At 62.5% G+C, this 25,429-nt stretch carries 27 protein-coding genes; 10 read left to right on the top strand and 17 right to left on the bottom strand.

All coding sequences use genetic code 11. The annotated features are described in order from the left end of the window. Nucleotides 1–4: 4 nt before the first annotated feature. From ACWA1U_RS05820 to ACWA1U_RS05830, 3 genes are all read right to left on the bottom strand, one after another. The gene (locus tag ACWA1U_RS05820; protein WP_463724397.1) at nucleotides 5–667 is read right to left on the bottom strand and encodes a hypothetical protein; all 663 of its coding nucleotides are present in this window, start codon (nucleotides 665–667) and stop codon (nucleotides 5–7) included. Next, entirely contained in the window at nucleotides 664–1,194 is a 531-nt protein-coding gene (locus ACWA1U_RS05825) for an RNA polymerase sigma factor (protein ID WP_463724398.1), read from the bottom strand. The genes ACWA1U_RS05820 and ACWA1U_RS05825 overlap by 4 nt, the downstream gene beginning before the upstream one ends. Nucleotides 1,195–1,821: 627 nt before the next feature. Beyond that, nucleotides 1,822–2,100, bottom strand: coding sequence for a hypothetical protein (locus ACWA1U_RS05830; protein WP_463724399.1), 279 nt, complete (start codon nucleotides 2,098–2,100; stop codon nucleotides 1,822–1,824). Between the two features lie 262 nt (nucleotides 2,101–2,362). Here ACWA1U_RS05830 and ACWA1U_RS05835 point away from each other — a divergent pair, with 262 nt between their 5' ends. Further along, entirely contained in the window at nucleotides 2,363–2,824 is a 462-nt protein-coding gene (locus ACWA1U_RS05835) for a hypothetical protein (RefSeq protein WP_463724400.1), read from the top strand. A gap of 126 nt (nucleotides 2,825–2,950) precedes the next feature. Here ACWA1U_RS05835 and ACWA1U_RS05840 read toward each other — a convergent pair whose 3' ends face one another. From ACWA1U_RS05840 to ACWA1U_RS05855, 4 genes are all read right to left on the bottom strand, one after another. Beyond that, a complete protein-coding gene (locus tag ACWA1U_RS05840; protein ID WP_463724401.1) occupies nucleotides 2,951–3,163 on the bottom strand; it encodes a hypothetical protein in 213 nt (70 codons plus the stop codon). Between the two features lie 977 nt (nucleotides 3,164–4,140). Then, entirely contained in the window at nucleotides 4,141–4,575 is a 435-nt protein-coding gene (locus ACWA1U_RS05845) for a hypothetical protein (RefSeq protein ID WP_463724402.1), read from the bottom strand. A 932-nt stretch (nucleotides 4,576–5,507) separates the two neighbouring features. Continuing rightward, entirely contained in the window at nucleotides 5,508–5,711 is a 204-nt protein-coding gene (locus ACWA1U_RS05850) for a hypothetical protein (RefSeq protein ID WP_463724403.1), read from the bottom strand. Nucleotides 5,712–5,740: 29 nt separating this feature from the next. After that, entirely contained in the window at nucleotides 5,741–6,346 is a 606-nt protein-coding gene (locus tag ACWA1U_RS05855) for an SGNH/GDSL hydrolase family protein (protein WP_463724955.1), read from the bottom strand. 89 nt (nucleotides 6,347–6,435) lie between these two features. Here ACWA1U_RS05855 and ACWA1U_RS05860 point away from each other — a divergent pair, with 89 nt between their 5' ends. Continuing rightward, nucleotides 6,436–7,032: a hypothetical protein gene (locus ACWA1U_RS05860; RefSeq protein ID WP_463724404.1), complete on the top strand. Its 597-nt coding sequence runs from the start codon at nucleotides 6,436–6,438 to the stop codon at nucleotides 7,030–7,032. A gap of 74 nt (nucleotides 7,033–7,106) precedes the next feature. Beyond that, the gene (locus tag ACWA1U_RS05865) at nucleotides 7,107–8,156 is read left to right on the top strand and encodes a LacI family DNA-binding transcriptional regulator (protein WP_463724405.1); all 1,050 of its coding nucleotides are present in this window, start codon (nucleotides 7,107–7,109) and stop codon (nucleotides 8,154–8,156) included. A gap of 170 nt (nucleotides 8,157–8,326) precedes the next feature. On the opposite strand, the gene ACWA1U_RS05870 is transcribed toward ACWA1U_RS05865, so the two are convergent. Together ACWA1U_RS05870 and ACWA1U_RS05875 are read right to left on the bottom strand one after the other, a co-directional pair. Continuing rightward, a complete protein-coding gene (locus tag ACWA1U_RS05870) occupies nucleotides 8,327–8,752 on the bottom strand; it encodes a MarR family winged helix-turn-helix transcriptional regulator (RefSeq protein ID WP_463724406.1) in 426 nt (141 codons plus the stop codon). Nucleotides 8,753–8,985: 233 nt separating this feature from the next. Beyond that, the gene (locus ACWA1U_RS05875) at nucleotides 8,986–10,611 is read right to left on the bottom strand and encodes a xylulokinase (RefSeq protein WP_463724407.1); all 1,626 of its coding nucleotides are present in this window, start codon (nucleotides 10,609–10,611) and stop codon (nucleotides 8,986–8,988) included. Nucleotides 10,612–10,794: 183 nt separating this feature from the next. Between ACWA1U_RS05875 and ACWA1U_RS05880 the strand changes: the two genes are divergently transcribed. The 7 genes from ACWA1U_RS05880 to ACWA1U_RS05910 all read left to right on the top strand — a co-directional run bounded on the left by ACWA1U_RS05880 (nucleotide 10,795) and on the right by ACWA1U_RS05910 (nucleotide 19,092). Continuing rightward, complete coding sequence (locus tag ACWA1U_RS05880; RefSeq protein ID WP_463724408.1) at nucleotides 10,795–11,277, top strand: GNAT family N-acetyltransferase; 483 nt, start codon at nucleotides 10,795–10,797, stop codon at nucleotides 11,275–11,277. 117 nt (nucleotides 11,278–11,394) lie between these two features. Further along, entirely contained in the window at nucleotides 11,395–12,114 is a 720-nt protein-coding gene (locus ACWA1U_RS05885; protein ID WP_463724409.1) for an L-ribulose-5-phosphate 4-epimerase, read from the top strand. After that, entirely contained in the window at nucleotides 12,111–13,619 is a 1,509-nt protein-coding gene (araA, locus tag ACWA1U_RS05890) for an L-arabinose isomerase (RefSeq protein ID WP_463724410.1), read from the top strand. Before ACWA1U_RS05885 ends, araA begins: the two co-directional genes overlap by 4 nt. 177 nt (nucleotides 13,620–13,796) lie before the next feature. After that, nucleotides 13,797–14,918, top strand: coding sequence for a multiple monosaccharide ABC transporter substrate-binding protein (chvE, locus tag ACWA1U_RS05895; protein ID WP_463724411.1), 1,122 nt, complete (start codon nucleotides 13,797–13,799; stop codon nucleotides 14,916–14,918). Between the two features lie 81 nt (nucleotides 14,919–14,999). After that, nucleotides 15,000–16,529 (top strand): multiple monosaccharide ABC transporter ATP-binding protein, encoded by a 1,530-nt coding sequence (gene mmsA / locus ACWA1U_RS05900; protein WP_463724412.1) that lies wholly within the window; start codon nucleotides 15,000–15,002, stop codon nucleotides 16,527–16,529. A 3-nt stretch (nucleotides 16,530–16,532) separates the two neighbouring features. Next, nucleotides 16,533–17,732, top strand: a complete 1,200-nt coding sequence (gene mmsB / locus ACWA1U_RS05905; protein ID WP_463724413.1) for a multiple monosaccharide ABC transporter permease — start codon at nucleotides 16,533–16,535, stop codon at nucleotides 17,730–17,732. A gap of 100 nt (nucleotides 17,733–17,832) precedes the next feature. Beyond that, the gene (locus ACWA1U_RS05910) at nucleotides 17,833–19,092 is read left to right on the top strand and encodes an FAD-binding protein (protein WP_463724414.1); all 1,260 of its coding nucleotides are present in this window, start codon (nucleotides 17,833–17,835) and stop codon (nucleotides 19,090–19,092) included. Here the strand turns inward: ACWA1U_RS05910 and ACWA1U_RS05915 are convergent. From ACWA1U_RS05915 to ACWA1U_RS05950, 8 genes are all read right to left on the bottom strand, one after another. Beyond that, nucleotides 19,079–19,855 (bottom strand): hypothetical protein, encoded by a 777-nt coding sequence (locus ACWA1U_RS05915; protein WP_463724415.1) that lies wholly within the window; start codon nucleotides 19,853–19,855, stop codon nucleotides 19,079–19,081. The two genes, ACWA1U_RS05910 and ACWA1U_RS05915, sit on opposite strands and share 14 nt — an antisense overlap. Before the next feature lie 105 nt (nucleotides 19,856–19,960). Beyond that, entirely contained in the window at nucleotides 19,961–20,767 is an 807-nt protein-coding gene (locus tag ACWA1U_RS05920; RefSeq protein WP_463724416.1) for an ATP-binding cassette domain-containing protein, read from the bottom strand. A gap of 131 nt (nucleotides 20,768–20,898) precedes the next feature. Further along, nucleotides 20,899–21,102, bottom strand: coding sequence for a hypothetical protein (locus ACWA1U_RS05925; protein WP_463724417.1), 204 nt, complete (start codon nucleotides 21,100–21,102; stop codon nucleotides 20,899–20,901). A gap of 2 nt (nucleotides 21,103–21,104) precedes the next feature. Next, complete coding sequence (locus tag ACWA1U_RS05930; protein WP_463724418.1) at nucleotides 21,105–21,275, bottom strand: hypothetical protein; 171 nt, start codon at nucleotides 21,273–21,275, stop codon at nucleotides 21,105–21,107. 77 nt (nucleotides 21,276–21,352) lie between these two features. Beyond that, complete coding sequence (locus tag ACWA1U_RS05935) at nucleotides 21,353–21,580, bottom strand: hypothetical protein (RefSeq protein WP_463724419.1); 228 nt, start codon at nucleotides 21,578–21,580, stop codon at nucleotides 21,353–21,355. A 37-nt stretch (nucleotides 21,581–21,617) separates the two neighbouring features. Beyond that, nucleotides 21,618–22,286 (bottom strand): ThuA domain-containing protein, encoded by a 669-nt coding sequence (locus tag ACWA1U_RS05940; RefSeq protein WP_463724420.1) that lies wholly within the window; start codon nucleotides 22,284–22,286, stop codon nucleotides 21,618–21,620. Next, nucleotides 22,283–23,422: a LacI family DNA-binding transcriptional regulator gene (locus ACWA1U_RS05945; protein WP_463724421.1), complete on the bottom strand. Its 1,140-nt coding sequence runs from the start codon at nucleotides 23,420–23,422 to the stop codon at nucleotides 22,283–22,285. The genes ACWA1U_RS05940 and ACWA1U_RS05945 overlap by 4 nt, the downstream gene beginning before the upstream one ends. Further along, nucleotides 23,415–25,295: a heparinase II/III family protein gene (locus ACWA1U_RS05950; protein WP_463724422.1), complete on the bottom strand. Its 1,881-nt coding sequence runs from the start codon at nucleotides 25,293–25,295 to the stop codon at nucleotides 23,415–23,417. Before ACWA1U_RS05950 ends, ACWA1U_RS05945 begins: the two co-directional genes overlap by 8 nt. Nucleotides 25,296–25,429 lie beyond the last annotated feature (134 nt).

The raw sequence follows: 25,429 nt of genomic DNA on the forward strand, positions 1-25,429 counted from the left end.
AGATTCATTGGGAATCTGGTCTTCCCTCCAATGCCTCCACCAGCGCTTCGAGGGAAGCCAGCATCTGCTCCGTGTCAGGGTGTTGACCACGATGCACGGTAGCCAGTGCCCGCGAGTACAAGGCCGAAGCCGCCAGTCCGGATGGCAAGTTCTGCAGTTCAGCCCACTTGGCTGCGAGCTCTTTGAACCTCGGGTTGCGCCATAACTCGCCTGCCTCCTCTACTTCACCAGCCAGGTCGATCGTGATTTGAGCGGCCGATGCTCCTATTTCCTCTGCGATCGCCGCTATCAGCGCCGGAGCGACATCGACGGCTGACGTGGTCTCCCACCGGAAGACATCCGGCGCTTTCACCTCCCACCCTCGGGCATGTAATCGATCGGCGAGTTGCCCGACCTTCAGGCCGGCACGTTTGCGCAGGCGGACCAGCGCCTTGGGGTTCAACGCGCTGTGACGATCAGGAACCAGCCCCAACATCGCCGCCACCGGGTCTTCCTCAAGCGGGGGTGCGCCGTGGCTTGTATCCCACAACGACTCCGCTACATCGAGAAGGGACTCCAGTTCTCTGCGTTCGTGGTCGGTTAGCTGACTCGCGCCTATATCCGGCAGCTTCCTCGTAGGGGAATCGAGGTACGCGGCAAGTATTTCGTCGTACTGTCCTTCGCTCATTTCACTACCTCCTCTCGGCTGATCGTTTCCCGTAGTAGTTCCAGTACCTGCTTGGCCATCTGACTGATCCGGCCGGGAGATACACCGAGCTCCGCGGCGATCTCTTGTCGCGGTCGTTCCTTCCCGATGTATTCCCAGGCGACTGTTTGAAGCCGCGGGTCCAAGCTGGCTACACTCGCCCGGACACGGTGTGCGCGGCTTTGAGCATCAACCAGGTCCGCAACGTCCTCCCCCAGATCGTGGTCGTCGGGCAGGTCATGCTCGGGGCCGAGTTCCGGCCCAGCATGCTTGACTGCGGCCGAGCGCAGCTTGTCGATGGCCCTGTTCTGGGTGGCTCGGACAAGGAAGGCTTCCCACTTCTCGACACCAGTGGGGCGGTTCTGCAGGATCGATGTGATGACCGCGCTGACGACATCATCAGCCTCAGACTCCAACCCCGCATCGCGAAGCACTCGTCGAGCGACCCTGTGCATCGCATCCTTGTGCGTCGAGTACAACGCCCCAATGTCTGGCTCAAGCTGTGTCATCTACTACCCATCGTGTCTGCGCTCTACTGCTCAAGAAGTAGAAAAACTTCGCTCCCACCGACTCGCGTAATCCAGCTTCACGTACCGCCACCCTATTAGGTAGTCGAGAGACGACCACGAAAAGTTAGCGAATAGCACGAAGTCTCCTCAATCACGGCCGGGACTTGCATCATGTCCAGGAGCCACAGCCGTCCCAGTGAGGGATCCCTCACCGTGCACGTGGCTGAGAATTAGCTTCACCCATTCTCGCGTCCAGGGAGTGGGGCCCCGCCGAGGAATGCCTCGTAGGCCTCTCGTGTGTCCTCTTCCACGGTGGGTTTTTGGGAACTGTAGCGGCCATCACTTTGATCACGTTTGGGACCGGATAGCCAGTACTCGTCACCAGATTCGACGTCATAGAAGTTTGAGTCGAAATTCGCACGAGCGGTTCCGGTCACTCGGTGCAGTGTGCGCCCTTGGAAGTAAGCGGTGCGCCAGGTCTTACTGAATCGCAATCGGGAAATCCAGGATGGCCCTCTGTCTGTGTTGTAGCCCGTCTTCAGTTGGACGTACATGATGCGTTCATTCATCCACTTAGGGTAATGACGCCGGCGCCCCACAGGCAGGCCTTCGAGTATCCGGCCTGCACTAATTCGTCAGTGATGCATACCCATCAGTCCACAAGTCTTCACCGAGCATCGCAACGTCGATGAGGAAGCACTCGGGTTCGTCCTTGAACCCCGGCTGGGTCCGGGCTCGATCGATGCGCGATTGAGCTGCGTCCTGAGTTGCGTAGACACCGAGCATCTTCGCGTCGTCCCCAGATTGTTCATCGAGCAGGATCTGGCCATCGTCGCCGAAGTGCTTAGTTGGAGAACCGTCGAGCCACTTTGCGTGATGGATGTGCCACACCATGTATACGTTCATGAAAGCAGTGTCTCAGCCCGCAATCGTCGACGAACGCCAGCGTCCCAGACAGGGATCCCCAAAAGGACGGAATGGCGGGCGGGCGGCACCTTTTCTCAGTTTCGTTATTCTGGTCAGCTTTGAATGCGTTACTGCGTGCCTCCAGCAACGGCCGATGCTACGAGGGGTGCCAATCGGTCTAGCGCTGAATCTCGCACAGTAGGCATAGGCTGACGGACAGGGAACGTGAGTGTGCACTGCTCGTCGGTCGAAGGAGCCGGTCGTGGAACGTTGGGGAGTCCTCGCGCGGAGGATGAACACGCTAATCGTTGTGAGCCTACTCGGGGTGTTGGCGGTCCAGGCTGTGATGGTGTCGCGGAATATCGCTCAATACGAGGCTCAGGGCCTCGGGGGGAGTAATGACTTAGGCCAGCGGGGGTTGCTGGTTGGCATTGTGGTGGTGCTCGTTGCATTGGGACTGGCAGCGCTCTCGAACTCGGGTCTTGCCAGGATCCGCGCCTCAGGGTTTGTGTTGCACTCGCTGCTCTGGCTTGTTCTGCTCTTGGTCGTCAGCGTACTCCCGCTTCCGGAACCTTTATGGGTCCTCGGGGTGGCTCTGTGTTTCGCCGGTGTCGGTTACGGCATCTTGCTAGCTGCGGCTGCTGTTCGTTTGTCCCGAATCGAACGTCGCAGGGCAAAAGGCCTGAGGAATGCTGGTGGAGCCTCAGACAAGCTAGCGATGTAACGACTTCTTAGCTGCAAGCAATGAGACGGTTTGGTGGCTTCTGCTTATGGGGATTCCTGATCGAACAGTTCATGCTTGAGCTCTTTGTCTTCAGCGACTGCGGCGGAAAAAGCTGGCGAGGGCGGCTTAAGCATCATCCAGGGCGCGGTCGTACGCGGCAGCATCGAAGGTGATGGGTGGTGCGTTGGTGATCAGAGCATCTTCGGTGATGCCGTCGGACTCATCAATCCACCCAAACCTCTGCCACGTCACTGTGCTCTGGCCCCGACTGACCTGCACGCCGAGGACTCCGTCCGATACATCGAAACATTCCCCGCAATAGAACAGCTCAGCGGTCATGGGTCTACCTCCGGGACTTAACCCACGAAGCTGTCCTAGCTGTATCAGAGCTTCCCGAATCGATGATCGAGAGAGGCGAGTGACTAGGGGCGGTACGGGTACGTCAAAGTCATACTCCGGTTGTTCCCAGTCACGCCACCACAATCGCAAAGGCCGGCCATCAATGAGGATGTCTAACCGCTTGCCCTCTCGACGTCTTGAGCGGCGGGATCTATGGCTGAACTCCGAAGCGACAAAGTCAGGATCCTGCGGACGGAACGTCAGGACGTTCAAGGAGCTCATCACTGCATCCTAAGCGGAGGGCGTACGCCGAAAACGGCGTCCGTATGCCGATCCTCCAGCGGGCAGACGCCGTTGCGCATGGCGTGCATCTCGCAGCGCGTAACCAGCAAGCGCCTGTGCGTGGAGGCCCCTTGAAGCTGACCTGAGACCTACCGTCTCTGTCGCGTCAAGCCTTGAACGATGAGCAATGCAAGGACTCCGCAAAGACCGACGAGGAATAGACCGGGACCTAGCTCAGCCAGGTTCTCGAGTACGGTGCTGCCGCTGTTGGATCCGACGCCAGAAACGATCCCGGTAACCGCCTCAACTGTGACGACGCTGCTGGGAAATTCCGGCGTTTCCCGGAAGAGTCCGAGTAACCAGAGTGCCCCCAGCCCAGTCGATAGTGAGGCAATAATCCATGCTCCAACGAAGAAGGAATTACGGCCGTGATCGGTCTGAGCCAATGAAAATTTCTCCTCAGGGCCCTGCGAATCAGGGCTTCCTGATGCGGCACCCACTTCGTGGATCTGCACAAGTTCGGATCGCTTATCTCCATGGTTCCCCATGCATCGACCGTACCTGACACACCCACGACCAAGAGCAGTCTCGATAGAGGATCCTCCTACGCTCCGGAAACTACTTCCTCTCGCTGAATAGGCAGAATGGCGATCGTGGCCTTTGAAGGGAAAGAGGCGGGCTGCGCTAACTGTTCGCTACGACAACCGGCTTCTACCCCCGAAGTTATGGCCCAACCGCCACCTCATTCCATCCCAATCGATGATGAGCTTACGAACAAGACCGCGCCCCAACAGGCTTCGCCGCTCACTGATCAGACCTCCGCCCTCGAGGTACACCAACATTGCAAGACAAAGCTCCCGCAATGCATTCTCCCGGTGATCCTCGGCGTCATCCTCATCGTCCTCTTCATCGAAGACCATCATCTGCACGTTCAGTTCGGGAACGTAGCCAATCATGAACGACCCACCGTCGGCTCCGATGATGACCGATCGTCCCTTACTTGTGCAGCTCTTCACTAGTGAGCCATAGGGCCACACCTCGTGGTCGGCATTCACGTCGGCCGTCACGAGATGCGCATCGAAGATGTCAGGAACGACGCGTTCGAGCATGGCTCTCAGATCGATGGTCATGATGATAGTTTCGCAAACCGACTCCACATTGAGGCGCGTCACCGTTCACTCGACACCGAGCTCTGCTGTCTCCTTCTAGGATCCTGCAGTGGGACAAATCAGAGAAGGATTCGAGCGGCCACAGTAACAAGTAGGACGAAGAAAGCGATCGCTCCCACGTAGATCCAACGTGCTCTCGACCCGGTTGGACGTGGCTTTTGGCTCTCAACAGACTCGGTCACACCAACGAAATCTGCCACTCGCCGAGGACCTCACCCGCACCCAGACCCTGCTCAACCTCCGGCCCCGCCAAACCCTCCACTGGGCCAAACCCTATGACAAACTCAACGAACTAATCACCGGTGTTGCGCTAACAACCTGAGACCACCAGGTCGCTCATACTGAGTACTGCGGGATGAAAGGGGAACGCGGTGGGAGTTCCGCGGGAAGTTGTAACGGGGAAACTGGTGTGAGGGCCAAGCCTGTTGTGCCAGGAGTTGGGCTGTTGGCGTGCTTGATACTGACCGGGTGCACGACGGCTGCGGCGCCGGCGCCGCCTGAGGGGCATGTTTTCTTCACCGTTGTGGTCACGAAAATAGGAGGCTCTGGAGCTGTCGATGGTTGCAAGGTGAACGTGGAGCCACTATTCGGGGAGCCCACGACCGTGACCCCCGCGCAAGGAATATCCGACGCAACAGGCAGGCTACAACTCGTCCAGCCTCATGGCTGGTACGAGATTTCAGCCCGGTGTCCCGGGGAAAAGCCTTCTGACACCGTGTTGGCTGATCTCAGCGGACCTGACCTCACCTACGCAGAACACGAAGTGCCGAACAGACCCAAATGACGGCGCGGGCAGAAATTCCGACGATCGGAGAGAGTCTTCGTCGTGCGGTGAGGGATCCCTATGGTGCGTTGAATGGGGACCGTGCGGAGTACTCGAACTGCAAGCTGGGTTAGTGGGAGGACCGGTTGCTATGCCGGCGCAACAAGGCGGGTATCGCTACAGCAACGACGATGCCCGCACTCACCACCAACCAGCTCGCGAAGGATCCCATCGAATCGCGTGCGAAGGTCCCAACAGCGATCAAGGTTATACCGACGAGAACTGCGACAACTGTAAGAACAATTTGCTTCGAGTTTCGGAGTTGAACAGGCATTCTCGAATTTTTAATCTCGTTGGGTTCCACTAGGGGAACCCCCACTGGGGCGCTCCAGCTCGTTGGACGTATGGCGACAGAGCGGCTGTCATAGTGGCGGCTAAGACGGCGTGTCCTTGATCGTTGGGGTGAAGCTGGCCCTCTTCGGGATATAGATATGGCCGGTAGTTCTCTCCAAAACCACCTCGTTGCCCCTTGATAAAGGGCAAACCTGCCTGCTCAGCACATTCACCGTGTAGGTCAAAAAGTCGCCGGCCCTTCGGCGGTTCCTGGATCGTGGACGGCCAGTACGGCTCGAGGACGAGCACCTGGGACTCCGGTAAGGCATCCCGCAACGTGATCATGTCCTGCATCATTACCTTGCGAAGTTCATTCTCCCGATCGGGGATGCACTCATAATCGTTCTGCCCTAAAGCAATAAGGGATATCTGAGGCTGCGCGTCGATGACCATCTGCAACGGATGCTGTGGGAACGCGTCGGTATCGCGCCTACGGACGAAGCCCAAGCCGTCCACCGAGAAGTTGTGCTCCTCTAGGTTGAGATTGGCACAGGTGATGCTTGTCCAACGGTTGCTGCGGTTCGAGATGCCTCGCCAACCCGTGGCGATACTGTCTCCGTAGATCCCCATTTTCATAGTCACGTCAACACCGTAGCAAGGTCCCCGAACTACCGAGGCGAACGAACGATGAGGGATCCTCTTGCGCCCATCAGTAGTCTGACTGGATGGAGGACATTCCAAGGACGCCGCATGGTCGATGGGAAAAGATTGGCTTTTGGCTGCTGGTATTTCCCGTCCTCCCGGCGCTCATCCTCACAGACATCTTTGAAGCCCTCGGGATCCCCTTCTGGGGAAGCATCTTCATCGTCTTGGTGCTGTTAGCTACCGGAGCCTATCTAATCTCTCTCCCGATAAGAGCCGAGCGATCCCGTCGGCTCGCAAGTGATCTGGAGAACGGCATCTTCGACTGCGCCTTTCGTTTCCCTGGTTCTGCTCCTGGGTCGCTCCGTGATTTATGGGAGTACGGAGCCGGGCAGTTAGACAGCGCCACGTTCCGCTTCCAGACCCGCACGGGTGATGAACAAGACTCTCCTTCCGGCCGCGTCAAGACCTTTCCGAACGCTGCCATCGCTTCGGAAGTTGAACCCCCTGCCCGCAATCTGCAGGGCTGGACGCGCAACTGGAAATACCTGCACCTCCAAACCGACAAGGGCCTTATCCAATTGGCTGCATCGGAACCGGCCTGCACCTTCATCGAAGCGAAGCTCACTGCTAAGCGCAGAGCGACCAATGTGATCGATAGTGACAGGGACGCCAGCTGATCTGGGCCACAGGCACCCGCAACAATTGTGGACGCTCGACGCTGGTCTTTGACCTGATCGAGTAGGTTTTGAGTGTGACCGCTAACAGCGAGCCGACGACGACGTCGTCCTCTCCCTCCCTTCAACGCAACCGCTCGGCGAACATCCGGGACGTAGCGAAGGTGGCTGGGGTGTCGCACCAGACGGTGTCGCGGGTCATCAACGGCCACCCGAGCCTGCGGGACACCACTCGTCAGCGCGTGCTTGACGCGATGGAAGCCCTGCAGTTCCGGCCCAACCGGGCGGCGCGTTCGCTGGTGACAAGCCGTTCGGGAATCATTGGCGTGCTGGTGACGCACGGCGCGTATTACGGCCCGGCGTCGACCCGGGCGGCCATCGAGTCCGCAGCCGCGAGTGCCGGGTACCTGGTGGACACAGCCACGCTGACCTCGCTCGACGAGGACGCCTTCAGGGATGCGCTGAACCGTCTGGAGGATCACGCGGTCGAGGGGCTGGTGATCCTCGCCCCACAGGAGACGACCCTCAAACAGCTCGCCCATTTCTCGATCAGCCTGCCGATGGTGACAGTCCATTCGACATCGCAGGCCGACGATCACCGCCTTTCCGTGGACCAGGTCGCCGGCGCGCGGCTTGCCACCCGCCACCTGCTCGAACTGGGGCACAGGGACATCGCCCATATCGCCGGACCGGACGGCTGGGTGGAATCGAAGGAGAGGATCCGCGGCTTCTCCACCGAGATGGCCGATTGGGGACTGGTGCCGTCCAGGATTTTTACGGGCGACTGGACGTCCGACAGCGGCTTCCGGATGGGCCAGGAACTCGTGGACGATGGCCTACCGAGCGCGGTATTTTCCTCGAATGACCAGATGGCGCTCGGTGCTATGCATGCATTCCGTGCGGCTGGACTGAGTGTGCCCGATGACGTGAGCGTCGTGGGCTTCGACGACGTACCCGATGCCGCGCATTTCGCTCCACCTCTCACCACCGTGCGGCAGGATTTCCCGGAGCTGGGGCGGCGGTGTGTCGCGCATCTGCTGACTCAGCTGGGCGTGCCGGTGCGGGACGCGCCGCGAACCGTGGTGCCGGAGCTCATCGTGAGGGCGTCAACCGCGGGGCTCACGTAGAAGTAGACAGGCGCTCCCAAAGGTACGGCAGAGCGAAGTCGACTTAGCTTCTGCGGGCAGGTTGAGATTTTCCCCTGACAACCGACGTGACGAGGCTTTCCGATCCTGAACTGAGAATGCTGTACGAGAAAAGCATTCAGACGCCTTGATCGACCTCACATTTCTTCGTCTTAGGCTGGAGCGTTTTCCAGACGGGTGATGATGGCGATCAGTTCTCTTCGCAGAATCTGGTCGGAAAGCCCGGCCGCTCCTGCGGGGGTGGTGGTCAGCTGGTCGATGCGCCGCAACACCGAGTGGCCGTGCCGTGAAATTCGGGTGCGTATCGAACGCCCGTCCATTGTGTCGCGGACTCGTGAGATCAGTCCCTTAAGTTCAAGCTTTTCGAGGACCTTCCCCATGGTTTGGTCCTGGACGTGAAGCAGGGCGGCAAGGTGGGTTTGGCTGATCGGGCCACTGTCAGACAGTGCCCTTAGTGTGATTGCACCTGTTTGGGTGACGTTCAAGTCCTTCAGGCGCAGGTTCAGGTGATGTTCATTCAGTCGGGCTGCGGTATGCAATAAGCGACTGGTCGTCCAATGTGCTGTATTCACGTGCACCTACTTCGGCGTGCAACCGGGAAACGTTTGATGTCCGTGCTCTTGGAAACACACTGGGGAACCGGAATAGCCTCAGGTAGACACTCAATATAAGTAAGCTTACCTTCTGTTGCGGTGGCCATGGGTCAAAGTAGTGACGCCAGGTCACCACAACACGGTGATGCTGGAAGACACCTTAGAGCCTCCTGAGGAACGCGAAACGCCGCGCAACAGCTCCCGCAGCCTCTTCACGCTCATTCCCCTGGGAGGGCATTCACCGCGGCGCGTTCAACCTCAAGGCCCTCGTGGTAGCGGTCGAGGTAGGTTGCGAAGCCAGCGACGTCGGCGCCGTCGGGTTCCGTTGTTTCGAACTCCGCGCTGCCAAACACGTTGTTGCGCAGGTAAGCGTCCAGACCAAGCCCATCGCCGGCGTCGTTAGCCGACGCATATGACGCCAACACGGCCATGCCCCATGGGCCGCCTTCGGAGGCCGTTGCCGCCACGGAGACGGGTGCCGCGAGAGCGCCCGCGAGGAAGCGCTGCGCCACGCCTGCTGTGCGGAACATCCCTCCGTGCGCAAACATCTGGTCCAGCTCGACGCCCTCAGCAGCGAGGACGCGCATCCCCAGGGCGAGGGTGCCGAACACCCCGTAAAGCTGGGCGCGCATGAAGTTGGCAAGGGTGAATTCACTGTCCGGCGTCCTGACGAACAGCGGCCTGCCTTCGGTCAATTCCGCAATGGGTTCTCCGGCAAGGTGGTTGTAGGCGAGCAGGCCGCCAGCATCGGGTGCGCCGTCGAGGGCCTCGCGGAAGAGCACATTGAAGACATCATCCGGGTTCAGGGGAGCGCCGGAGGCGGACACGGACCCGGAGGCAGCCGCGAAGCGGGAGAAGAGCCCTACCCAGGCGGCAAGTTCGCTTGCGCCATTGTTGCAGTGCACCATGGCCACCGGATCGCCGGACGGAGTGGTCACCAGATCCAGTTCGTGGTGTACCCGCTCGAGCGGACGTTCAAGGACCACCATCGCGAAGATACTCGTGCCGGCGCTGATATTGCCGGTTCGGGGCGCGACCGAGCAGGTTGCCACCATGCCGGTGCCGGCGTCGCCCTCCGGCGGGCACAGCAGCGCTCCGGGCTTGAGCTTGCCCGTGGGGTCAAGGAGGGATGCCCCCTCTGGGGTCAGCACGCCTGCCGCCTCTCCGGCCACCAGTACCTCCGGCAGAAGTTCGGACAGCTTCACGCCAGGCGCCGTTTCAGCAACCAGATTGTCATAGCGGGACAGCAGCTCGGCGTCGTAATCCCTGGTCTTGGGGTCGATGGGGAACATCCCGGAAGCGTCGCCCACGCCGAGGACCTTCAGCCCGGTCAGCTCACGGTGCACATAGCCGGCGAGCGTCGTGATGGAGCGGACCTGTGGCACGTGCGGCTCGCGGTCAAGTACGGCCTGGTGCAGGTGCGCGACTGACCACCGCAGCGGAATATTGACCCCGAAGAGCTCGGTGAGTTCGGCCGCAGCCAGTCCGGTGTTGGTGTTGCGCCAGGTGCGGAAGGGAACGAGGAGTTCGCCGTCGTCGTCGAAGGCCAGATAACCATGCATCATTGCTGAGACACCGATCGCGCCCAAGTTCTCAAGGCGGACGCCGTAACGGCGTTCGACGTCGGCACACAGGTCCGCGTACGCGGCCTGTATCCCCTTCCAGACGTCCGCCAGCGAGTAGGTCCACAGGCGGCCGACGAGCTTGTTCTCCCAATCCTGGCTGCCTACAGCCAGGACCGTTGAAGGATCCTCACCGATGAGGCAGGCCTTGATGCGTGTCGATCCGAGTTCAATTCCGAGGCAGGCACGGCCGCCAGCAATAACGTCCCTGGGGTTGGTCATGAACGGGTCTCCTTCGATCAGAAGTCATGGCCGCTAGAGAAGGCCAGGCATTCCGCTCAGCATAACGTGTGAACGGTCACATCCGGTAGCGCCGGGAGCCAAGCCGCGGCACATCCGGGACATCCCGACGAAACATCCGCTGGCTAGGATGCTGAGCATTCCACGGCCCAGACCAGGAGTCGCATGATCACCATCCAGCCTGACAGCCCTACGCGGCCCGATGTCCGCACCCTGCTTGACCAGCACCTCGCCGATATGTTCGCTACCTCGCCGGCGGAGAGCGTCCATGCCCTCGATCACTCGGCCCTCGCGGCGCCCGGTATGACCTTCTGGACGGCACGCGAGCAGGCACTTCTGCTGGGATGCGGTGCGCTGAAAGAACTCTCCATCACCGAAGGCGAGATCAAATCAATGCGGACGACGACGGCGGCCCGGCGACGCGGCGTCGGAAAGCTTCTACTCGCCCGCATCATCGACGAGGCACGCGCGCGGGGGTATGAACGGCTACTGCTCGAAACAGGCACCGAGGGCTTCTTTGCCCCGGCGCGGGCGCTTTACCAGCGCCACGGTTTCGTCGAATGCCTGCCGTTCGGAGACTATGAAGCGGACCCTCACAGCACGTTCATGGCTCTCGCGATCCAAGGCTGCGGATACGGGAGTGCTTGACATGCCCGGGTTGCCTGAGTCATATTATGTGAACGGTCACATTCGGCTTTCCGAGTTTGACTCCAAAATTTCCGCACGCAGCTTTGCGATTCCCCGCAGGACAATGAGGTTCACCGCATGACCACCTTCAGCGACAAAGAGCTCGAGGCCATTGATGCCGTCCGCCGCGACGTGGCGGGTCTGCACGCCGAACTGGTCAAATACAACCTCGTGGTGTGGACGGGCGGAAATGTCTCCGGCCGCGTCCCGGGCACGGACCTCTTCGTCATCAAGCCGAGCGGCGTCGATTACGACGATCTCACCCCCGAGAACCAGATCCTGTGCAATCTCGATGGCAACGTCATCGAGGGTACGCCCGGTTCCGAACGTTCGCCCTCCAGCGACACCGCCGCCCACGCGTACGTGTACCGGCACATGCCGCGCGTCGGGGGAGTGGTCCACACTCATTCCACCTATGCGACGGCGTGGGCTGCCCGCGGTGAATCCATTCCGTGCGTCATCACAGCCATGGCGGATGAGTTCGGCGGCGAGATCCCCGTAGGCCCGTTCGCGATCATCGGTGACGACTCGATTGGCCGAGGCATCGTCGACACACTCACCGGCCACCGCTCCCGTGCGGTGCTGATGCAGAGCCACGGCCCGTTCACCATCGGCAAGAACGCACGTGACGCCGTGAAGGCCGCCGTCATGCTCGAGGACGTCGCACGCACCATCCACATCTCCCGCCAGCTCGGGGACGCGCTGCCCATCGAGCAGCGCCATATCGAATCGCTTTTTGACCGCTATCAGAACGTGTACGGGCAGCAGAAGCCCGCAGAAACCGGAGCCGCCCTATGACTGCCCTGAAAACCTCGTTGGACCACTACGAGATCTGGTTCCTCACCGGCAGCCAGGACCTTTACGGCGAGGACACCCTGCGCCAGGTGGCTGAGCAGTCACAGCAGATTGTCGGCCAGTTGCAGGGCCTGCCCGTGAAGGTTGTCTGGAAGCCCACGCTCAAGGATTCCGCCTCAATCCGCCGTATGGCGCTCGAAGCCAACGCGACGGACAACACCATCGGCGTCATCGCCTGGATGCACACGTTCAGCCCGGCGAAGATGTGGATCGCGGGCCTGGACACCCTGCGCAAGCCGCTGCTTCACCTCCATACGCAGATCAACGTCGAGCTTCCATGGGCTGAGATCGACTTCGACTTCATGAACCTCAACCAGGCCGCACACGGCGACCGCGAGTTCGGGTACATCCAGACGCGTCTCTCGGTGGCGCGGAAGACCGTCGTTGGGCACGTGTCCAACCCCGCTGTGCAGGAGCAGATTGCCACGTGGTCCCGAGCGGCTGCCGGGTGGGCGGCAGTGCACGAATTGAAGGTTGCCCGTTTCGGCGACAACATGCGCAACGTTGCCGTCACGGAGGGGGATAAGACCGAGGCGGAACTGCGCTTCGGCGTTTCCATCAACACGTGGGGCGTCAACGACCTTGTCAAGGCTGTGGAGGAGCAGTCAGACTCCGACGTCGACGCGCTGGCCGTGGAGTATGAGGAAACGTACGACGTCGTCCCCGAGCTTCGGCGCGGAGGCGAGCGGCACGAGTCCCTCCGCTACGGCGCAAGGCAGGAACTGGCGCTGAAGTCCTTCCTCGAAGCAGGCTCATTCGGTGCGTTTACGACGACGTTCGAAGACCTGGGTGCACTCCGCCAGCTTCCGGGGCTCGCTGTCCAGCGCCTGATGGCGGCCGGCTACGGGTTCGGTGCCGAGGGTGACTGGAAAACCGCCGTGCTGGTCCGGGCCGCGAAGGTCATGGGTGCCGGGCTGCCGGGCGGCGCGTCGCTCATGGAGGACTACACGTACCACCTGGTGCCTGGGGAGGAAAAGATCCTCGGCGCGCACATGCTGGAAATCTGCCCCACCCTCACCACCTCCAAGCCAACGCTCGAGGTGCATCCGTTGGGCATTGGCGGCAAGGAAGACCCCGTGAGGCTCGTGTTCGACACGGACGCAGGGAACGCCGTCGTCGTCGCGATGTCCGACATGCGTGACCGCTTCCGCCTCACCGCCAACGCCGTCGAGGTTGTCCCGCCTGACGCACCGCTGCCCAACCTGCCGGTCGCCCGCGCGGTATGGAAGCCGGAGCCGGACCTCGCAACGAGCGCTGCGGCCTGGCTCAGCGCGGGCGCTGCGCACCACACGGTCATGAGCACCGCCGTCGGGCTCGATGTTTTCGAGGACTTCGCGGACATCGCCGGGACGGAACTGCTGCGGATCGACAGCACGACGACGTTACGTGAGTTCCAGCGTGAGCTGCGCTGGAACGCGGCGTACTACCGCTTGGCGCAAAAACTGTAGCGGTCGGCGCCGTGTTCGTCACGGACGTATAACAATCGTTTTACCTGCCTGTTCGCCTGCTCAAGGTCTAGGGTGACGACGATGTGAACGGTCATAAGTTTCTGCGTCAGGCTTCGCCCGCTTCAGTGGGCGGAACGCAGGTTTCGGGCGCAGGTGCCCGGAAAAGGAAGGAATGCCATGAAGAAAAATGTGATCTTAGGCGTAGCTGCTGCCAGCGCGCTGGCGCTCTCACTGACGGCCTGCGGAGGCAGCCGTGGTGGCGGCGGCGCTGGCGAAGGTGCCGAGGAGGGCTCGAATGAAGGCGCGCGTATCGGTGTTGCCATGCCGACCCAGCAGTCCGAGCGCTGGATCGCCGATGGTGAAAACATCAAGAGCCAGCTGGAAGAACTGGGCTACGAAGTTGACCTCCAGTTCGCCAACGACGACATCCCCACACAGGTCTCCCAGATCGAGAACATGATCAACGGCGGCGCGAAGGCCCTGGTCATCGCGTCGATCGACGGCACCACGCTGACCAGCGTGCTGGACACCGCCGAGAGCCAGGACATCCCGGTCATCGCGTATGACCGGCTCATCAACGGGTCCGACACCGTGGATTACTACACCACGTTCGACAACTTCGAGGTCGGAGTACAGCAGGCAACCTCGCTGCTGACCGGCCTGGGAATTCTCGATGAGAACGGTGAAGAGACGGGCGAAGAAGGCCCGTTCGACGTCGAACTCTTCGCTGGTAGCCCCGATGACAACAACGCCACCTTCTTCTGGGACGGCGCAATGGAGACACTGCAGCCGTACCTGGACAGCGGCGTTCTGCGCGTACCGAGCGGCCAGACGGAGTTCGAGCAGGCAGCCATCCTGCGCTGGCTCCCCGACACAGCCCAGGACCGCATGGAGGACCTCCTCACCGTGGGTGGCGGAGAAACGCTCGAGGGCGTCCTGTCACCGTACGATGGCCTGTCGATCGGCATCATCTCGGCGCTGACTTCGGGTGGTTACGCAAAGGATGAGCTGCCCGTGGTGACCGGCCAGGACGCTGAGGTTGGCTCGGTCCAGTCGATCGTCGCCGGCGAGCAGTACTCCACGATCTTCAAGGATGTGCGTGAGCTCGGCAAGCAGGCCGTCAGCATGGTCGATGCGCTGATGACGGGTGAAGAGCCCGAGGTCAACGACACCGAGACGTACGACAACGGCGAGAAGGTTGTGCCGTCCTTCCTGCTCGAATCGCAGATCGTGACTGTGGACAACTACGAGGAAGTCCTCATCGACAGCGAGTACTACACCGCTGAGGAAGTCCAGTAGGACAGTTCCTGAAAAACGCTGTGGCCGGCGGCCTGCGCTGCCGGCCACAGCGGCACCTTTTGTTCGATGTAAGGAAGCATCATGAAAGAAAATGTTCTCCAGATGCGGGGCATCACCAAGACGTTCCCTGGTGTGAAGGCCCTGCAGGACGTCACCCTTGAGGTGGCGCGCGGCGAAGTACACGCAATCTGCGGCGAGAACGGTGCAGGCAAGTCCACGCTCATGAAGGTGCTCTCGGGGGTCTACCCCCACGGCACGTATGACGGCGATATCGTCCTTGAGGGCGAAACCGTCGAGTTTCGTGACATCAAGGACAGCGAACACCACGGCGTGGTAATCATCCACCAGGAGCTTGCGCTGTCGCCTTACCTTTCTGTCGCGGAGAACATTTTCCTCGGCAATGAACGGTCCAAAAATGGCCTCGTCGACTGGAACGAGACCAACACCATGGCAGCCGCGTTGCTCAGCCGGGTGGGGCTGAAGCTCAACCCGACGGTCAGGGCCAATGAGATCGGCGTTGGCAAGCAGCAATTGGTGGAAATCGCCAAAGCGCTTTCGAAGGACGTCAAGCTGCTCATCCTCGATGAGCCCACCGCCGCCCTGAATGATGAGGATTCCGCTCATCTGCTGGGGCTGGTCAGTGACCTGCGCTCCGAAGGCATCTCCTGCATCATCATCAGCCACAAACTCAATGAAATCCGCGCGATCGCCGATTCCGTAACCATCATCCGCGATGGCCGCACCATCGAGACACTGAGCCTGCACGACGGTTCCGTGACCGAGGAGCGCATCATCAAGGGAATGGTGGGTCGCGACATGGCCAACCGTTACCCGGACCGCACACCGGAGATCGGGGATGAAGTGTTCCGGGTGGAGGACTGGACCGTGCACCACCCCCAGGAGCACTCCCGGGTCATCATTGACCGCGCGCACCTTTCGGTGCGGGCAGGGGAAATTGTTGGCATCGCCGGGCTCATGGGCGCTGGCCGCACCGAACTCGCGATGAGCATCTTCGGCCAGAGCTACGGTTCCAACATCAGCGGGAGCCTGTACAAGAACGGTCAACAGATCCAGGCGAAGTCCGTGGGCGCGGCAATCAAGCACGGCATTGCCTATGCCACGGAGGACCGGAAGCGCTACGGACTCAACCTGCTTGATGACATCAAGCGGAACATCTCCGGGGCTGCGCTGAACAAGCTCGCCCCCCGCGGTTGGGTGGACGGTGACAAGGAAACGATCGTCGCCAATGACTACCGCAAATCCATGAACATCAAGGCGCCGTCCGTCGCAGCCGTCACAGGCAAGCTCTCGGGCGGAAACCAGCAGAAGGTTGTGCTGTCCAAGTGGATGTTCGCGGATCCTGATGTCCTCATCCTGGATGAACCGACCCGCGGCATTGACGTAGGCGCCAAGTACGAGATCTACACCATCATCAACCGCCTCGCCGCGCAGGGTAAGGCGATCATTGTGATCTCCTCCGAACTGCCGGAACTGCTGGGTATCTGCGACCGCATCTACACCCTGGCCGAGGGGACGATCACCGCTGAGGTGCCCATCAACGAGGCCACCCCCGAAATTCTCATGCAACACATGACCAAGGAAAAGGACTAACCGATGGCCTCGAGCGTCAAGGACGCCGCCCAGTTCCTCACCGGCAGGCTCCGCCAGATCGGCATCTTCGTAGCACTGCTCGTGATTGTCGGGTTGTTCCAAGCCCTGACCGGCGGTGCATTGCTGCAGCCGGACAACGTCTCCAACATCATCGTCCAGAACAGCTACATCCTGTTGCTGGCCATCGGCATGGTCATGATAATCATCGCCGGGCACATCGACCTCTCGGTCGGCTCCGTTGCGGCTTTCGTCGGGGCGATGTCCGGTGTGATGATCCAGGACTGGGGTTTCCCATGGTGGCTTGCCATGCTGTCCTCCCTGATCATCGGCGGACTCGTAGGAGCCTGGCAGGGTTTCTGGGTGGCTTACGTCGGGATACCGGCGTTCATTGTCACGCTGGCCGGCATGCTCATCTTCCGTGGTCTCACGCAGATCACCCTGGAGAACCAGCGCATCAGCGGCTTCCCGGACGAGTACCGCCAGCTGGGTGGAGGCTTCCTCTTCCCGGGACTGTTCCCGGCGGCCACGAACCTCCTCGACTGGACAACCGTTGGCCTTGGCGTGATTGCCGCAGTGCTGCTGGTCATCAGCCAGATCCGTGGACGGCGCACCCGTGCTCGGCTCAACCTCGAGACCGAACCACAGGCCTGGTTCTTCACCAAGCTCGGGTTCGGCGTGGTCGTCATTCTCGGACTCACTTTCCTCCTGGCCAGTTCGCGTAGCGGAACGCCCATCGTCCTCGTTCTCCTCGGTATCCTCGCGGTTGCCTACAGCCTGGTCATGAACCGGGCAGTGTTCGGCCGCCATATCTATGCACGCGGTGGCAATCTGCAGGCGGCCCAGCTCTCGGGCGTCAACACCAAGCGCATCGACTTCATGCTCTTCGTCAACATGGGTGTCCTTGCAGCGCTTGCCGGCCTGGTCTTCACCGGGCGCCTCAATTCTGCGGGTCCGGGCGCCGGCAACCTGTTCGAACTGGATGCCATCGCTGCCGCGTTCATCGGTGGCGCTGCGGTCACCGGTGGAGTCGGCACCGTGATCGGCGCGATCACCGGCGGTTTGATCATGGGTGTGCTGAACAACGGCATGTCCCTGCTGGGCGTCGGCACCGACTACCAGCAGTTCATCAAGGGCATGGTGCTGCTGCTCGCAGTGGCCTTCGACGTATTCAACAAGCGCAAGGCGTCCAACGCCCTGAAGTAGACACATTCCGTTGGATGAGTTGTCAGGACACACCCCTCATTGCATGACTAAAGGGGTGTGTCCTGCTGTTTCGAATGAGAAAAAGAAAAGGACCACAAATATGGCGAACGACGTCGGCACAAACTGGGCAGGAAACCTCGCCTACGGCGCGTCCATAGTTCACGAGCCGACGTCGGTGGATGAGGTTCGGCGGATCGTTGCCGCAGCCAGGTCCATCAGGGCGCTCGGGTCCCGGCACTCCTTCAACACCATTGCCGACGGAACTGACGAGTTGCTCTCAACGGCAGCCTTGGATGGGCCCGTCATGGTGAATAGGGAAGCCTCGACGGTGACCGTGGGTGCAGGGATCCGCTACGGAGAACTGGCTTCAGAACTCGAACGGCATGGCCTCGCACTGGCCAACCTCGCGTCGCTCCCACACATTTCGGTGGGCGGGGCTGTCGCGACCGGCACCCACGGATCAGGTGACCGGAACGGCAGCCTTGCTGCCGCCGTCGTCGGGCTTGAACTCGTCACGGCGCACGGTGAGCTGGTGCGGTTCCGGGCCGGGGATGCCGAGTTCGAGGGCGCCGTGATCAACCTAGGGTCGCTAGGGGTGGTGACACAGCTCGAGCTTCAGGCCGAGCCGGCGTTCGAGGTGGAGCAGACTGTTTTTGAGGGACTGCCGATTGACGCGCTGATCGAGAATTTCGACAGCGTCACCGGTGCCGCCTACAGCGTCAGCGTCTTCACGACGTGGCGGGATGCCGACGTTGCCGACTCCGTCTGGGTGAAACGGCGGCCGGATCGCGACGCTGCGCTGCCGAAGACGCTGTTCGGCGCCGTACGCGCCGACGCTGAGCGACACCCGCTGCCCGGCTTCCCGCCGATTGGCTGCACGCCGCAGCTTGGCGTCGCTGGCCCCTGGTACAACCGGCTTCCGCACTTCAAGCTCGATTTCACCCCGAGTAATGGTGTGGAACTGCAATCCGAATACCTGATACCGCGCGACCATGCTCTTGCGGCCATCCTGGCGGTGCGGGAGCTGAGCGCGGAAATTGCCCCGCTGCTGCAGGTGAACGAGATCCGCACGGTGGCAGCGGATGCACTGTGGCTGAGTTCCAGTTATGGTACCGACGCCGTCGGGCTGCACTTCACGTGGGTTCAGGACCAGCCTGCGGTCGAAGCGCTGCTACCGAAGATCGAGGCGGCGCTGCAGCCGTTTGACGCGCGGCCGCATTGGGGGAAGCTGTTCACGCCCTCGAGCCACGACTTCCAAGCCCTGTACCCAAAGCTCGACGACTTCCGGCGGCTCGTTCACCACCTTGATCCCGACGGTGTCTTTGCCAACCCCTTTTCAGCCGCCGTTACGGCGCCCTGACACCTTTCGGACCTCTGGACAGCCTTGCGAGCGTGATCGCCGCCGCGGCCAGTAGGATCATCAGCGCGGCGGCAATCCCGCTGACCGGCGGGGAGTTGATTGAAGCCACCTCCGGAGCGTCGCTTCCGGCGGCGGGTATCCCGGAGTCAGGTGACTCAGAGGGCGTCGGTGCAACGTACCCTGGCGCCCAGGCGAAGGGCGGCAGAGCGAACGGGGGCATGATCGGCTCTGCCGATTTCTTTGCAGTCTCAGGATCCTCGGGAATCGTTTCTGCTGGGACAGGAACTACCGGAACGGGAACCACCGGTGCGGGTACGGGCTCAATAACAAATTGCTCCGGGATCTGAACTGCTGGACCCTCCACCGGCGCGGGGATTGGTGCGGGCGGTTCAGGTGCGGGTGGCTCTGGCGCGGGAGCGGGCGCAGGCAGTTCGGGTGCGGGTGGTTCTGGCGCGGGAGCGGGCGCAGGCGGTTCGGGTGCGGGTGGCTCTGGCGCGGGCGGTTCGGGTGCGGGCGCAGGCGGGGCAGGGGCGGGAGGTGGTTCGGATGCGGGCGGCTCTACCGGCGGTGCAGGTGGCGCGGGCTCCGGATCGGGCTCCGGCGGCGGTTCACTCAGGGTGGCCGGCGAGGTCGGCGAACGCCCATGATCTGACTCGTGACCTGGCTTGTGATCAGCGTTCGCGGACGGAACAGCGGTGAACGTTACCCCGACGATCAGCGCCACGGCCGCTATGGGCCCGAAACGGTAATTAGTGCTCCTCATGGGGTTCTCCAACCGCTGCTTGGGCGACTTGCGCTTAGCAGCACCACTCCACGGGGCGTCAACTCACTGAATGCAAGCTATCCGACCGTAAGTGTGCTTACTAGTTTACACCTCCGGTTCCTCAGATGCGACTGCGAATTCGCGGATTCGGCTCGGGTGCAGAAATGTGGAAGTGGTTCCGACGGCAACTCTTCTACCGCTGTTCCGTTCACCTTCGTGGATGCGGAGGATGGTGCAGACATCATCGGCGGTGGTCTTGCCCAACACAACCACCCGGTCTGCGAGGCGCAGAGCCTCATCCATGCTGTTGGTTGCCAGCAGCACTGTGGTGGGCAGCGCGCGGTGAAGGGTCTGCAGCACGGTGTGGAGTACGTTGCGGGCGGCGCCTTCGACGGCGGCGAATGGGTTGTCGAGCAGTATCACGCCTGGCGTGCCAGCCATGGCACGGGCCAGTGCGGCCCGGCGGGCGATCTCGGCGGTGACCTCAGTGGGCAGGAGTTTGGCGAACCGGTGAAGTCCGGCGAGGTCGAGGAGCTCGGCGATTTTTGCTTTCGCCTCGCTGGCGCTGGAACTCTTGCGGAGACCGAGGGCCAGGTTGGCCTGCAGTGAGTGGGCTGCCTGGAGCTCCACGTCGCGGGGCGTCCACGAGCAGCGGTCGTCAGTGCGGCGGACCGGCTCGCCGCCTACAAGTACTTCGCCTGACTGCGGGTGATCGAGCCCGGCGGCGGCGCGCAGGAGGGTGGAGGCGCCGTCGTCGTCGTTCCCTACGAAGGCAAGGACTTCGCCTGCCTTGACGTCCAGGTTGAGGTTCCGCACGCGCCCGGCATGGAGGTTCACGAAGGACACATCCAGTGGCGTGGAGGAAGGGCGGCGGAGTGCGAGGTGGTGGGGTGGAACCAGGCTGGGACTCATCGGCAACTTCCGTTGGCATCATGGTTCGAAGGCGTCCCCCAAACGCCCAGCGCGATCGACACCAATCTAGCCGTTTACGGTTGGATCCGCGCCATAACGGGGATCCAGCACGTAACAATGTGACCGCTAACTCAGCGGTAGGAGCGGAACATTTCCTCCAGGGTGCGTTCCCGCTGCGAGTCAGCTGAGCAGACCACAAGCCCAAGCCACACGTTCCGGGCTAGCCCGCGGACGCCCCAGGATCGGATCGGGAGCCGCTCGCGGGCGGGAGTTGAGTTGCGGCCGATGACGGCGAAGATGACGACCGTTATGGCAAGGATGATCAGGAGTGACATGGCTACGAACCTTCTGCCGTGAGGTCTGAGTACGAGCGGCTTGGAAGGGCGTCACTTCCCCATCCCGAGTGGGACGTGATGAGCGGCGTGCGGCCCGCCCCGTCCGAGCGGATAGCCCGCAGAACAGCCGCTGTGAGTGCGGCGACAACAATGAGTACGACGATGATTTCCATACATCGATCGTGCTCTCACCCGCACTGCGGCAACAGTGGCAGGAAAGACGCCTATCGCTAAATTACTGCCACTCCCTTTAAGGGCCCATATGGCGGTCCTGCCAGCGCGGATACAGCCACCACGTGAGCAGCGCAGCGAGCGGAACGACGACGACAGCGGCCAACCAGTGGGTGGGCAGACCGACCAGTGAGAACGGTGTCGAGTAGCACCCGCCGCCGGACGGACAGCCGCCGCGCTCCCCGATCGGCAGCAGCAGCAATCCCGCCAGCACGCCGAACGCCAGGCTCAGGACGAAGCGCTTCATACCTGCGAGGGTTCGCCTGCGGAGGCTGGGAAAGCGCCTACGCCAGCAGCCAGTCCACCGCCCGCACCAGGAGTTCCCGCCGCTCCGGCGAGGAGTACGACGCCGCGTCGTGGCCCAGTGCGTCGTAGAAGCTCCGCGCCCTCCCGGACGATGCATCCCGCTCGAGCGACCACATCAGCGGGTGCAGGTGGCCCTCATGTTCGTGGCGGGCGTGCACGACGACGTCGGGCGAGGTACGCAGCCAGCTGTACCGTTCGTCGTCGACCGTGAAATCCGGAACGCCCACCGCAAAGGATCCATCCAGCAGGATGTGCGCGGGCCCGTATTCGGGGTGCATGGACACATCGCGCACCCAGCGCCCGCCGAGGGCCGTCTCCCAGGCCTCGGACCCGGTGAAACTCGTCGAGCTTGCGTGAAGGGCCAGCAGTGGACGGCCACCGGCAATGAACGCATCCAGCCCGGCAGCGGCGGCCTCCGTGCCCGGCGAAGTGCCGCCATCGCGCGGCAGCCCCACATCCACCACCAGCAGATCAGGCCACGAAGAGGCGTCCTGAAAGCGCTCAAGGGTGGAGTCGACGTCGTCGGCCGTGGTTACGTCGATGCCGCGCTCCGAGAGGAGCCCCGCGACCGCAGCGGAAGTTTCGGCAAAGGGGTGCCACGGGTCCGCGTATCGGCCGGTCCCGGTGAGGATGAGTGCGGTAGTCATGGGAGGCTCACTTCCGTAGGGGTTGGGTGTGGGGTTCCGAGGGAGGAATCGCGCACGATCAGGTCGGGGTTCAACTCAAGCCGGTGGACGGGACGACGGCGGCCCTCGGTAATGCGGGCGGCCAGCAGCTGGACGGCCACGCGCCCAACGTAGTGCTTCGGTGGGCGAACCGCTGAGATGGCGGGTTCGGCGAGGTAGGCGACTTCGTCGTCGTACGCCACTACAGCAAGCTGGCCGGGAACGCTGATCCCCAGGTCGCGGCAGTGCTGAACCAACGCCACGGCCTGCGTATCGGAGTGCACCAACAGGGCGGTCGTGCCGGTCTCCCTGCACTGGTCCATGACGCTGTCGAAGTGCCCGGTGCGCAGCCCGTTGTCCTTCATACCTGCCGAATCGGCGTGGAGGGCAGTCTCTGAAATACCGAGCGCAGTGACGGCCTGCTTCCATCCCCGCACAACGTGCCGGCTGGTGGGGCTCTCCGAGTCGGTGAGGCACCCGATCACCCGGTGCCCTTCCTGCCACAGATGCCGGACGGCCATCCCTGCACCGAACGCATGGTCGGTCGCCACCCACTCGAGACGGTGCGCCGGAATGACCGTCGGGGAGCGCCGTTCAGCCAGCACCACCGGGACAGGCACTGAGTTGAGCCAGCGAAGCAGATCGTGGCCAGCCTCGCCGGAAGTATCAGGCGCAACGATGATTCCGCTGATCCCGTCCATTGCGAGCAGGGCCTGAACCTGGCGCCGGTTGTCCTCAGCGTCGTACGCGGAACCGCGCACCACCAGGCGCACCCGCTGCACTTCGGCTTCAGCGCGGGCACCACTGATCACCTGCGGCCAGTAATAATCCAATGACGGGACCACCATGCCGAACGTGTGCCGGTTGCCGGTGAGCTGTTCGGAAGCACCCCGTTCGAGCGGGCTCGGCAGAACGGCGCCACCGTGGACCCGGGACACGAGACCTTGCTCAGCGAGCGCGTTGACGTCCCGGCGGATGGTCAGTTCACTCACCCCGAGTTCGGCTGCGATCGCCCGTACCGTGACCGAGCCGTGCGCGCGCAACTCGTCCATGAGCCGTTCACGCCGCTGCAGGGAGAACATGGACCGCCCTGCCGGTGGGGTTTCGTTCTTACTCATCGCGCACCTTCACTGTCAGGGCAAACCGTCCGTCCGCACGGTGTTCCGCCTTCACCCGGAATGTCAGCCTGGTCAGCCGCCTGCCCCATACGTCCGAAAGCAGTGGGTCATCCAGTTCCCAGCGCTCAGCCAGCGCATCAGCGATCTTCGCGTCCCACGTCAGCTCCGCCGCACGGCCGCCGACGACGCCGGGAATCCCCTCCGGCAGAACCGTCGCCTTCCCGGGTTCCACGGCCCCAAGGCGACCGGCAAGCAGATAGTGAATGTCGACGTCGTCCGCGGCGCCCGTGGGACGCGCTGGTAGGCGCCACTCGTCGGTGATCTGTGCGGCGCCCGGTTCCAGCGCTGCCGTTCGGCGCCAGGATGAACCCGCGGTCAGCTCATAGCCGCCCCCGAGGTCCAGGACCATGACCGGTTCAGCGGCGGTGGGCGGGCGCACGACGACGACGGCGAAGTCCCTGCCGGCACGCTGGCTCAGACCCCACGGGGCCGGGGTGGAATGCCACACGCTTTGCATGGCCCGGATGGAGTACCGGTCGGTACCGAAAGTCTGCGCCGTATAGGTGGGTTGTCCCGCGTCCACCAGGAGGGGAGTGCCGTCCACCGCTACAACCACGGAGCCGAGGTCCAGGTGGTTATGATGCTCGGCATTGTGGCCACCCTTGGCCGTCAGGGTGAGGCCGCGCGCGCTTCCCTCGGTTTCCCGTGCGACCATGACCTGCACCGACTCGAAGTAGCTGAAAGCGGTCAATGGGGGAGTGGAGCTCCCGACGGCGCTTGCGCTCACCGCGCGCATCGCCCGCAGGAGCCCGGCGTCGGTTGGCGGCTCATGGGCCATCATCGCGCGGGCGTGGCGGCGGGCGTCGTCGTCGCCCAGACGTTGCGCCCAGCGGTGCAGCAGGTCCCACGGCAGGGTATCGGAGGCCTTGCCGGGACCGTCGGCCACGTTCAGGAAGAACCGCCCGCCGAGGTGCATGCGATGGGGAAAGCCGACCATTGCCCTGGTGATCGGCAGATCAGCGGCCAGTTCGCCGCCGGTCGCTTCCTCCAGCAGCTCAAGTGCTTCCAGTGCCCGGCCCGCGCCATTCCACCAGTACGCGAATCCCTCATCAACTGCGCCGTCGGAGGGGAGTGCATCGAGGAAGCGGTCCAGTCCTTCGATCACCCGGGCCGCCAGGCGCGCACGGCGCCCAGCGCTGGGCTCGATGATCAGCGCCGCTGCGAGGAGATTCGAGTGGATCCACGGATTCCAGTTGTGGACGTCGCCGTCGAGTCCCAGCCAGTGCCAGTCGAGGCGGTTCAGGAACGGACTGAGGACGCGGGTGTTCGTTTCTGATCGGATCCGCTGGCGGATGCCGGGTGCCCGTTCATCCAGTCGGTGTCCAAGGAGCAGGTCGACCCACGCCAGCTGTGCGGCGACTTCCCCTGCGCCGAGGTCGAGGTAGGGGTCATCGCGGTCCGGGACAATCTGCCGCTTGCGGGTGAAGACGTCATCGTGGGCGGCCCAGCTCCACGAACTCTGCTCGCACAGCAAGTACGCTCCGTCCACCACCTCATCAAGCCAGTCCAGACGACCAGGGCTTTGCCAGGCCATCAGCGTGGCGCGGGTCAGACGATCCTGGCGCTCCCGGATGAGGTCCTCGTAGGCCGTCCGGTTGCCGTCGCGGAAGTACCGGGTGTAGTGGGACGCCAGGGGTTGAGGCCAGGGGGTCCCGAACTCGGTTTCCGCGCGGGAGCGCAGGGCGCCGGGCAGGGTGAGCCCGCGGTCGAGCCACCGGCGTTCGAGGCGGGTGCGGGCACCTGCAAGGCTCTGCTGGAGGCTCTCGGGATCTGCAGCGGCGCCCCACCCCGACCGTAATGGCGGGGCGGTCACGGAGGTCGAGTGACTGAACATGTTCGTTTCGGATCGAATTCGAAAAGCTTGATTGCTTTACGTCGAGTCCGAGTATGTACTGGTTCCGAACGTGATGCAAGGCACACCCCGCCGGGCATCGAGCACATCGAAAG

The sequence above is a fragment of the Arthrobacter sp. TRD_SC_6 genome (assembly GCF_055361185.1).

Excerpts from the sequence above, each read along its gene's own strand:
- ACWA1U_RS05820 (WP_463724397.1), bottom strand. The coding sequence starts at position 667 with ATGAGCGAAGGACAGTACGACGAAATACTTGCCGCGTACCTCGATTCC.
- ACWA1U_RS05825 (WP_463724398.1), bottom strand. The coding sequence starts at position 1,194 with ATGACACAGCTTGAGCCAGACATTGGGGCGTTGTACTCGACGCACAAG.
- ACWA1U_RS05830 (WP_463724399.1), bottom strand. The coding sequence starts at position 2,100 with ATGAACGTATACATGGTGTGGCACATCCATCACGCAAAGTGGCTCGAC.
- ACWA1U_RS05840 (WP_463724401.1), bottom strand. The coding sequence starts at position 3,163 with ATGACCGCTGAGCTGTTCTATTGCGGGGAATGTTTCGATGTATCGGAC.
- ACWA1U_RS05845 (WP_463724402.1), bottom strand. The coding sequence starts at position 4,575 with ATGACCATCGATCTGAGAGCCATGCTCGAACGCGTCGTTCCTGACATC.
- ACWA1U_RS05850 (WP_463724403.1), bottom strand. The coding sequence starts at position 5,711 with ATGCCTGTTCAACTCCGAAACTCGAAGCAAATTGTTCTTACAGTTGTC.
- ACWA1U_RS05855 (WP_463724955.1), bottom strand. The coding sequence starts at position 6,346 with ATGAAAATGGGGATCTACGGAGACAGTATCGCCACGGGTTGGCGAGGC.
- ACWA1U_RS05860 (WP_463724404.1), top strand. The coding sequence starts at position 6,436 with ATGGAGGACATTCCAAGGACGCCGCATGGTCGATGGGAAAAGATTGGC.
- ACWA1U_RS05875 (WP_463724407.1), bottom strand. The coding sequence starts at position 10,611 with ATGACCAACCCCAGGGACGTTATTGCTGGCGGCCGTGCCTGCCTCGGA.
- ACWA1U_RS05880 (WP_463724408.1), top strand. The coding sequence starts at position 10,795 with ATGATCACCATCCAGCCTGACAGCCCTACGCGGCCCGATGTCCGCACC.
- ACWA1U_RS05885 (WP_463724409.1), top strand. The coding sequence starts at position 11,395 with ATGACCACCTTCAGCGACAAAGAGCTCGAGGCCATTGATGCCGTCCGC.
- araA (WP_463724410.1), top strand. The coding sequence starts at position 12,111 with ATGACTGCCCTGAAAACCTCGTTGGACCACTACGAGATCTGGTTCCTC.
- chvE (WP_463724411.1), top strand. The coding sequence starts at position 13,797 with ATGAAGAAAAATGTGATCTTAGGCGTAGCTGCTGCCAGCGCGCTGGCG.
- mmsA (WP_463724412.1), top strand. The coding sequence starts at position 15,000 with ATGAAAGAAAATGTTCTCCAGATGCGGGGCATCACCAAGACGTTCCCT.
- mmsB (WP_463724413.1), top strand. The coding sequence starts at position 16,533 with ATGGCCTCGAGCGTCAAGGACGCCGCCCAGTTCCTCACCGGCAGGCTC.
- ACWA1U_RS05910 (WP_463724414.1), top strand. The coding sequence starts at position 17,833 with ATGGCGAACGACGTCGGCACAAACTGGGCAGGAAACCTCGCCTACGGC.
- ACWA1U_RS05915 (WP_463724415.1), bottom strand. The coding sequence starts at position 19,855 with ATGAGGAGCACTAATTACCGTTTCGGGCCCATAGCGGCCGTGGCGCTG.
- ACWA1U_RS05920 (WP_463724416.1), bottom strand. The coding sequence starts at position 20,767 with ATGAGTCCCAGCCTGGTTCCACCCCACCACCTCGCACTCCGCCGCCCT.
- ACWA1U_RS05925 (WP_463724417.1), bottom strand. The coding sequence starts at position 21,102 with ATGTCACTCCTGATCATCCTTGCCATAACGGTCGTCATCTTCGCCGTC.
- ACWA1U_RS05930 (WP_463724418.1), bottom strand. The coding sequence starts at position 21,275 with ATGGAAATCATCGTCGTACTCATTGTTGTCGCCGCACTCACAGCGGCT.
- ACWA1U_RS05935 (WP_463724419.1), bottom strand. The coding sequence starts at position 21,580 with ATGAAGCGCTTCGTCCTGAGCCTGGCGTTCGGCGTGCTGGCGGGATTG.
- ACWA1U_RS05940 (WP_463724420.1), bottom strand. The coding sequence starts at position 22,286 with ATGACTACCGCACTCATCCTCACCGGGACCGGCCGATACGCGGACCCG.
- ACWA1U_RS05945 (WP_463724421.1), bottom strand. The coding sequence starts at position 23,422 with ATGAGTAAGAACGAAACCCCACCGGCAGGGCGGTCCATGTTCTCCCTG.